At 56.1% G+C, this 7,492-nt stretch carries 9 protein-coding genes; 6 read left to right on the forward strand and 3 right to left on the reverse strand.

Annotation, left to right across the window (positions count from 1 at the left end; translation table 11 throughout):
* Positions 1–124 precede the first annotated feature (124 nt).
* From Q8R39_02820 to trmD, 6 genes are all read left to right on the forward strand, one after another.
* Positions 125–835, forward strand: a complete 711-nt coding sequence (locus tag Q8R39_02820) for a 50S ribosomal protein L25 (GenBank protein ID MDP3735335.1) — start codon at positions 125–127, stop codon at positions 833–835.
* Positions 836–1,024: 189 nt separating this feature from the next.
* Entirely contained in the window at positions 1,025–2,341 is a 1,317-nt protein-coding gene (locus Q8R39_02825; GenBank protein MDP3735336.1) for a hypothetical protein, read from the forward strand.
* 346 nt (positions 2,342–2,687) lie between these two features.
* The gene (locus Q8R39_02830; protein ID MDP3735337.1) at positions 2,688–3,485 is read left to right on the forward strand and encodes a HemK/PrmC family methyltransferase; all 798 of its coding nucleotides are present in this window, start codon (positions 2,688–2,690) and stop codon (positions 3,483–3,485) included.
* Positions 3,486–3,664: 179 nt separating this feature from the next.
* A complete protein-coding gene (gene rpsP, locus Q8R39_02835) occupies positions 3,665–3,994 on the forward strand; it encodes a 30S ribosomal protein S16 (GenBank protein ID MDP3735338.1) in 330 nt (109 codons plus the stop codon).
* Positions 3,995–4,140: 146 nt separating this feature from the next.
* The gene (locus tag Q8R39_02840) at positions 4,141–4,449 is read left to right on the forward strand and encodes a KH domain-containing protein (protein MDP3735339.1); all 309 of its coding nucleotides are present in this window, start codon (positions 4,141–4,143) and stop codon (positions 4,447–4,449) included.
* Between the two features lie 99 nt (positions 4,450–4,548).
* Positions 4,549–5,184: a tRNA (guanosine(37)-N1)-methyltransferase TrmD gene (trmD, locus tag Q8R39_02845; protein MDP3735340.1), complete on the forward strand. Its 636-nt coding sequence runs from the start codon at positions 4,549–4,551 to the stop codon at positions 5,182–5,184.
* 31 nt (positions 5,185–5,215) lie between these two features.
* Here trmD and Q8R39_02850 read toward each other — a convergent pair whose 3' ends face one another.
* The 3 genes from Q8R39_02850 to Q8R39_02860 form a co-directional block, all read right to left on the reverse strand.
* Complete coding sequence (locus Q8R39_02850) at positions 5,216–5,725, reverse strand: hypothetical protein (protein MDP3735341.1); 510 nt, start codon at positions 5,723–5,725, stop codon at positions 5,216–5,218.
* An 8-nt stretch (positions 5,726–5,733) separates the two neighbouring features.
* Entirely contained in the window at positions 5,734–6,087 is a 354-nt protein-coding gene (locus tag Q8R39_02855) for an aspartyl protease family protein (protein MDP3735342.1), read from the reverse strand.
* A gap of 377 nt (positions 6,088–6,464) precedes the next feature.
* Positions 6,465–7,492, reverse strand: a 1,028-nt coding sequence (locus tag Q8R39_02860) for a hypothetical protein (GenBank protein MDP3735343.1), incomplete at its 5' end; no start/stop codon positions are given.

The following is a 7,492-nucleotide window of genomic DNA, read 5'->3' on the forward strand; positions in this document are numbered from 1 at the left end:
GACTACCTCGTGTTCTACAATACGAAGCGAGTACACTATGCGTTCAAGAATAAAATGACACCGCTCCAGTTTCTGCTATCATGGAGGCCGACCGAGGCGTCGAGATTACCCGCAGAGTGCAGAGATGGGTGGCCTCATACATAGGATTGCTCGCGTGCTCAAAATAGGGTACGATGGGAGTGCCATGTATACGCTCACCATTCAAAAGCGGCCGGAGCTTGGTAGACGGGCCGCGCGGCTGCGCTCTGCGGGTATACTCCCCGCCGTGCTCTACGGCAAGCACGAAGCCGCGACGCCGATTTCTGTTGTGTTGCGTGATTTTGAGCAGGTGTGGAGCGCGGCGGGCGAGTCGGGTATCGTGCGGCTTAGCGGGCTCGAGAGAGAGAAGGACACCCTGATCTACGCCGTTGATCTCGACCCAGTGCGGGAAGTTCCGCGACACGCTGATTTTTACGTTATTGAGAAGGGGCAGCGGGTGCGCGTCGCGATACCGCTTGAGTTTGTCGGCGTCGCTCCCGCCGTGCGCGACCTCGGCGGCGTGCTCACGAAGGTGCTCCACGAGCTTGAAGTCGAAGCCGAGCCGGCATCTCTGCCGCACCACCTCACAGTGGACATTTCGCCAATAATCGCCCTCGACCAGTCGATTTCAGTGCGCGACATCGCCCTGCCAGCCGGCGTCAGCGCGATAGTAGACGCGGACGAAGTGGTTGCAATTGTCTCCGCGGCGGCGGAGGAGGCGATAGAAGGGGTCGCGCCGATTGATTTTGCCGCGATAGAGGTGGAGAAGAAAGGGAAAGAAGAAGCGCTTGCTGAAGATGCAGGTGAGCACAAGTAGGGGGGCGTGAGGCATCGGACGTGTGACTTCACGGCCCTTTTAATTTTCAATTTTCAATGCTCAATTTTCAATAAATTTTCAATGTTTCAATGACTGAGTGACGACGACGTCGTGTTTGAAAATTGAGTCATTGGAAATTGACTGAAAATTGGAAATTGAAAATTGCAAATTCGAAAACGATATTTTTGTTTGAGTCCTGCGCGTTTTTTCTTGCGCTCTGCTTTGTTTTTTGTAGTGCTGCTTGTGGGCGTGCTGGTGCCGTTCTTCAGAGCGGGTGCCCAGACTACCGCAGACGCGGTCGCCTCGCGGCGTGAGCGTCTTGAAGGCGAGCTCGTTGAGCTCGAGAAACAGATCGAGGCGCAGCGGCAGGTGCTCGACATAAAGCAGCGCGAGCGCGTCTCGCTGGAGCGCGACCTTGCGATCCTCGACGCGCAGATCTCGAAAGCGCGGCTCTCAATCCGTGCGCGAGAGCTCACGATTACGAAACTTGAAACAGGCATCGGCGAGAAGACGGCGACGCTTGGGACACTCGCCGCGAAAATTGCGCGCGAAAAACAGTCACTCGCGCAGCTCGTGCGCAAGACGAACGAGCTTGACTCCTTTTCGCTTGTCGAGGTCGTGCTCTCGAACAAGAACGTCTCCGAATTTTTTCTCGACATTGACTCGTTTCAGTCCATCAAGAGCGCGCTCTCCGACTCATTCCGTCTCATCGAAGGCGCGCAAATTGAAACCGAGCGCGAGAAGGACTCGCTCGAGGAGAAGCAGGCCGAGGAGCTCGAGTTGAAGCGCCTGCAGGATCTTGAGAAGCGGCGCATCGAGGAGCGGCAGCGGGAAGAGAAGCGGCTGTTCGCGGCGACCAAGGGCGAGGAGGCGCGCTACCAGACGCTTCTCAAGGAGTCGCAAAAGACCGCGGCGCAAATCCGCGCCGAGCTTTTCAGCCTCCGCGGGACGGCGGCGATTCCCTTTGGAAGAGCCCTCGAGCTTGCGGAGCGCGCCGGGGCGAAAACGGGCGTTCGGGCTGCGTTTATCCTCGGGATCATTGCCGAGGAGTCAAACCTCGGCGAAAACGTCGGTACGGGCAACTGGAAGACCGATATGCACCCGACGCGCGACCGCCCCGTCTTTGAGGAGATCACGCGAGAACTCGGGCTCAATCCGGATATGGTGCCGGTTTCGCGAAAGCCCTGGTACGGCTGGGGTGGGGCGATGGGACCGGCGCAGTTCATTCCCTCGACGTGGGTGCTCTACAAAGACAAGATTGCGAACCTCACGGGCCACTATCCGCCGAACCCCTGGGACCCAGAGGATGCATTCATGGCCGCGGGGATCCTCCTCGGCGAGAACGGTGCCTCGCGTGGCGGCTACCAGAATGAACGTTTGGCAGCGCTCCGCTATTTTGCCGGATGGAAGAATGCAGAAAAGGCATCCTATGCGTTCTACGGCGATGACGTGATGGAACTCACGGCTGAGTACCAGCGGCAGATTGATGTTTTGAAGGGAGGGTAGGTAGGGGGAATAATCGCTCACGTCTTCTGTTTTTGTGCTCGTGCTTCGGTGTTTGGAAATGGTGTCGCCTCGCTTGACGCAAAATGCAGAACTCGGCCTTCCTGTTGGTCGGCCTCAGACAGCTGCATTTTGCTACTCGGCTCGCCATTTCCTAAACACCTCTCGCAATGCACAAAAATAGAAGACGTGAGCGATTACTGGGTGGAAAAATTGATTCTTAATTTTGAACGTGTATGGTGTCGAGAGCGTGGAAGCTAGTGCATTTTTCGCGCAGCATGCGGAGAACGATGCACTTTTGGCGTTATGTCAAACTGCAAAATTTTTGCCACATGGCTGGATGCGTATCATGAAAAGGAAAAGTCATACACAGGAACATCGTACCCTCGCGCGTGAGCAGCGTTGGCTTCTTGAAGAAAAATATGGCGGCGCTACAGGCGTCGCCTTTCTCAGTGACTGCGAGCGGCTCGAGCGAGGCGAGCCGATTGATTATGTGGTCGGCTGGAGCGAATTTCTCGGCTGTCGGATTGACCTCTCGGAGCGGCCATTGATCCCGCGGCCGGAGACTGAGTGGTGGGTGGAAAAGACGATAAAAATTTTCAATTTTCAATTTTCAATTTTCAAAAAGTCGCCGCTCTATGTTTTGGACATGTTCGCCGGGAGCGGGTGCATCGGGCTTGCGGTGTTGAAACACATACAGAATGCGCACGTTGATTTTGCGGATGTTGATCGGTCGTGTTTGGCGCAAATACGCAAAAACGCGGAGCTCAATTGCGTGGCGCCGGAGCGGTATCGTGCGCTGCGCTCGGATGTGTTTCAAGCGATCACCGGCCGCTACGATGTGATTTTCGCAAATCCGCCGTATGTCGCCGAGGGCACGGCGGGAGAGCGGCTCGCTCCGTCCGCGAGAGACTTTGAGCCGCACCGCGCGCTCTTTGCGGGCGCGGATGGGCTCGACTATATACGCATAGTGCTTCGCGATGCGTCGCGTTTTCTTGCGCCGCGCGGGCTTCTCGCCATGGAGTTTGATGACACTCAAGCTGACGAGGTAGTGGGACTTCTGGCGCACTCCAATCTTCGCGGCTCAATGCACCCCGATCAGTACGGTCGAGCACGATATCTTCTCGCCGCCACAAAAGCGGATTAAAAAACGGACAGCGGATGTTCGTTGTGGAATCGTGTCGTCATAATAAAAATGCGGCCGCATTTTTATTATGACGAGCAAAATTTTGCACAACTTTGCACAACGCATATGCACAACGCATATATGCTGTGCAAAAAGCTGCGCGTTTTGCACGCTGGGTTTTTTTCTGCTACCATACGCTCATGCTTAAGATTCGTTTGAAACGTGTGGGGAGGCGGCACGACCCTTCGTATCGGATTGTGGTTGTGGAGTCATCTCGCGCGGCAAAGAGCGGGCGCTCGCGGGAAGTGCTCGGCTCGTACGATCCGCGGAAGAAGCAGGAGGAAGCGGCTTCGCTCAAAGCGGAGCGCCTGCAGCACTGGCTCTCGTGCGGCGCCAAACCCTCGCTTACCGTGCATAATATCTTGGCGCGCGCGGGGAGGGGTGTTCAGAGCCCTACGAAAAATGCCCTTCCCCACAGGCGCCCGATCGTGAATAAAGGGGCGGGGGAGGGGGCCGTTGTCGTTGCATGACGGGTATTCGGCGGTGCAACATTATTGACTTTTTGTCAATATCTGCTATACTAACGCCAATCGTCAGGTGCGCCCGGAACAGAGAGCGCGACAGGGACGATAGAAGTGTCGAGATTATCAGGTAAGAGTAAGTACTGTTCGATGATATGTACAAGGATCAAGAATTCCTCGAGTACGTGGTGAAGGCGCTCGTTGACAACCCCGACTCCGTGAAAGTAGAGCGGAAAGTTGACGAGATGGGCGTTCTGATGACGCTCGACGTCCACTCCGAGGACATGGGTAAGATCATTGGCCGCTCGGGTGCCACGGCGAAAGCCCTCCGCACTCTCCTTCGGGTTGTCGGTATGAAGAACAACGCCCGGGTGAACCTAAAGGTAAACGAACCGGCTGGTTCCACCCACGTTCGCGCACCGCGACCAGAGATGGGCGGCGGCATGGACGACTTCAATCTCTAGTTTCCGAGAGCCGCATTTTCTAGCGGCGACGGGACTACACTCGCACGCCCGCGGCTCGAAAGCCGCGGGCGTGCGACGTTGTTGCGGCAATACTATTGTATGAATTTTCATATAGTTACACTTTTCCCGGAAGCGTTTTCCTCGTATCTCGCGACCTCCATTTTGAAGCGCGCTCTGGAGCGGGGACAGATAAAAATTTATTTCTATAACCCGCGCGACTTTACTGACGATCCGCACAGGCGCGTCGACCGACGCCCCTATGGTGGTGGCCCCGGTATGGTACTCCAGGCGGAGGCGATCCTTCGCGCCGTGCGGCGAGCGGTGGGGAAAAAGCGCGACGTCAAGATACTTATTCTCTCGCCGCGCGGAAAGCAATTCGATAACGCAGGTGCCCGCATCCTCGCCCGCCGCTACCGCCACATTATTCTTATCGCTGGCCACTATGAGGGCATTGATGCGCGAGTGAAAAAGGCACTTCGCGCCGAGGAAATCTCAATCGGCCCCTATGTGCTCACCGGCGGCGAACTCCCGGCGATGGCAATTATAGACGCGGTTTCGCGGCAGATACCGGGCGTGCTTGGGAAGGGCGAGTCGCTTGAGGAGGAGCGCATCGCGAGCCGAGAGGTATATACGCGGCCAGAGTCATTTCGTATTGGGAAGAAGACGTATCGCGTCCCGAAGATCTTGCTCTCCGGAGATCACAAAAAAATCGATGCGTGGAAAAACGCCCATTGACCTGTCAAAATGTCGCACGCGCAGACCGTCTTTATGGGAGCCGTGGAGGTTGTTGCCCTGGGAGATCCCTGGGGGGAACTTGCTGCTGCGGCAGGCCGCCGAGGGGGTTTTGCTGTACTTGTTGCCCGCCACTTGCGAGGAATTGTCGGAAGTTATCCGTTTTGTCGAGGTATGACCACTGGATGATTGAGGAGCGCGGCACCGAAAGGCGTTTGCCCTTCGGCACGAAGGGGACGGCCGATGTCCAGGGAAGTATACGCGGCTCCGCTTGGGCTTGCGCTGTGTCATCTGCGAGTGTGTCCGTGGCTTGAGCTTGCTGGTCTATCACGAGTACCCACGGGTCATGGAGCACCGGATGCGGGAACCAGGTGATCCGGCCGAGGAAGAGGGTCCCCGTTGGCGAGACGAGTACTGCCGCAACGCGGCCGACAAAAACGCACGCATAGAGCCACCAGCCGAGCGCAAGAACCAATCCGAGCCCGAGAAGCGAGAGCGTCACCCTTTTTACCACGCGCGGTCTTTTTTTACTTTCTCCGTCCATGGTTTTGTTTACATCAGCATTGGGAGCGGCTTCAGTTCCCGATTGATCGGGTCGAGAATGACACCGAGCGATTCAAGGGTTACGGCACCGAGCAGGTAGATTCCTTCCTCGCCGAAGACCACTGGGGAGCTCCGCACCTTGCCGCCGTAGGAGAAGAGCGCGTTGCCGACGCCTTTTTCAATCACCTCGCCATTGGCGAGGGAAAATTTTTGCGTATCCATTACCTTGATGCCGAGTTTTTTTAATTGAGACGCGGGCACCACAGAGTACACTGCGCCCGAATCCACCAAAAAATGTCCGACCATTTTTTTGGCGGTTTTTTGCGGATTGTGAATTGTGATATTAAGAAACGTGATACCCATGATACTTTGTACAATGATATGTCCACACGCGCGCGAAGTCAAATGAAACGAGTACCACATGTTTGCCATTCGGCATTCCGTACACAAACACCGTCTATATAGACGGTGTTTGTGTACGGAGGCCGGTGGAGTCGAACCACACCCCGTGGAGCGGGGCCAACCGGTTATTCAGGCGCTGATCAGAGCCGTCTGATTTCAGCCTCCACAGCCTCCGTACTACACAGCATACGCTCCGGATAACAAGGAAACAACCCACTCAAATTTGAATGGGTTGTTTCTGGCCTCGCCATACATGGGCGTGGCACCGCTTGATAACCGATAATACTACTATAGCAAACTCCCCCCTGTTGTCAAACTATATGATGAGCGGCTTGTTTTCACGGACACCGCTTGAGGGCCATGGGGCCCGTCGGCGTTTGAATGATCATTTTTGTTGCGAGCGGGTCACCAGCACTGACCGGCACGAGCGCGAGGCCGTAGATAGTACCGTTTTTGGCAATTTTGAGTGGCGAGGCGGGGTCCGTGTTGATCACCCTGGTGAACCCCCCGGGTTCTTGGATGCGTACACCGATGTCGGTGCAGGGGATTGGTATATAGCGAAATTGTATCTCTACTACCCAATCTGAAGCCATGCTCCCCGCGCTAGTCCAGCAATCGCCGGAACCAACGCATCCTAGTGGGGGAAAAAATGCGCTCCAAACACAGCTCTCGATCGGGGTCGTTGGCGCGTGACCACAGCCACGATAGGTCACTGTATATCCGGTCGCTGGCCCTAGTGCGTGCGCTTGAGGGGTTGTGCCGTCCGCCAGTGACCAGGTAGCCGGATTGCTAAGCTGACGGGCTCCACCGTCGCCGCATCCCAGGCAAAACCCTTGAGTGCCCGCAGGGGCGCTTGTAGTCGTGAGATCCTCGCCGATGCGCCAGATCTGGAGAGTCCCCGGCGGCAGCGGTCCATACGCCGCTTGGCTATAGTAGGCGGCCTGCGAGTAATATGCCGCTTGGCTATAGTAGGCGGCTTGGGAATATACCACATAGCTTGCCTGACTATAGTACGCCGCCTGCGAGTAATACGCCGCCTGGCTGTAGTAGGCCGCCTGCGAGTAATACGCCGACTGGCTGTAATACGATGCCTGAGAATATACCACATAGCTTGCCTGACTATAGTACGCCGCCTGCGAGTAATACGCCGACTGGCTGTAATACGATGCCTGAGAATATACCACATAGCTTGCCTGACTATAGTACGCCGCCTGTGAATAATAAGCGGCCTGCGAGTAATACGCCGCCTGACTATAGTACGCCGCCTGTGAATAATAAGCGGCCTGCGAGTAATACGCCGCCTGACTATAGTACGCCGCCTGTGAATAATAAGCGGCCTGCGAGTAATACGCCGCCTGACTATAGT

It is taken from the genome of bacterium (assembly GCA_030697645.1).
GTDB lineage: Bacteria > Patescibacteriota > Minisyncoccia > Phycocordibacterales > VMGT01 > JAUYPI01.

Excerpts from the sequence above, each read along its gene's own strand:
- rpsP (MDP3735338.1), top strand. The coding sequence starts at position 3,665 with ATGCTTAAGATTCGTTTGAAACGTGTGGGGAGGCGGCACGACCCTTCG.
- Q8R39_02830 (MDP3735337.1), top strand. The coding sequence starts at position 2,688 with ATGAAAAGGAAAAGTCATACACAGGAACATCGTACCCTCGCGCGTGAG.
- trmD (MDP3735340.1), top strand. The coding sequence starts at position 4,549 with ATGAATTTTCATATAGTTACACTTTTCCCGGAAGCGTTTTCCTCGTAT.
- Q8R39_02855 (MDP3735342.1), bottom strand. The coding sequence starts at position 6,087 with ATGGGTATCACGTTTCTTAATATCACAATTCACAATCCGCAAAAAACC.
- Q8R39_02850 (MDP3735341.1), bottom strand. The coding sequence starts at position 5,725 with ATGGACGGAGAAAGTAAAAAAAGACCGCGCGTGGTAAAAAGGGTGACG.
- Q8R39_02820 (MDP3735335.1), top strand. The coding sequence starts at position 125 with ATGGGTGGCCTCATACATAGGATTGCTCGCGTGCTCAAAATAGGGTAC.
- Q8R39_02840 (MDP3735339.1), top strand. The coding sequence starts at position 4,141 with ATGTACAAGGATCAAGAATTCCTCGAGTACGTGGTGAAGGCGCTCGTT.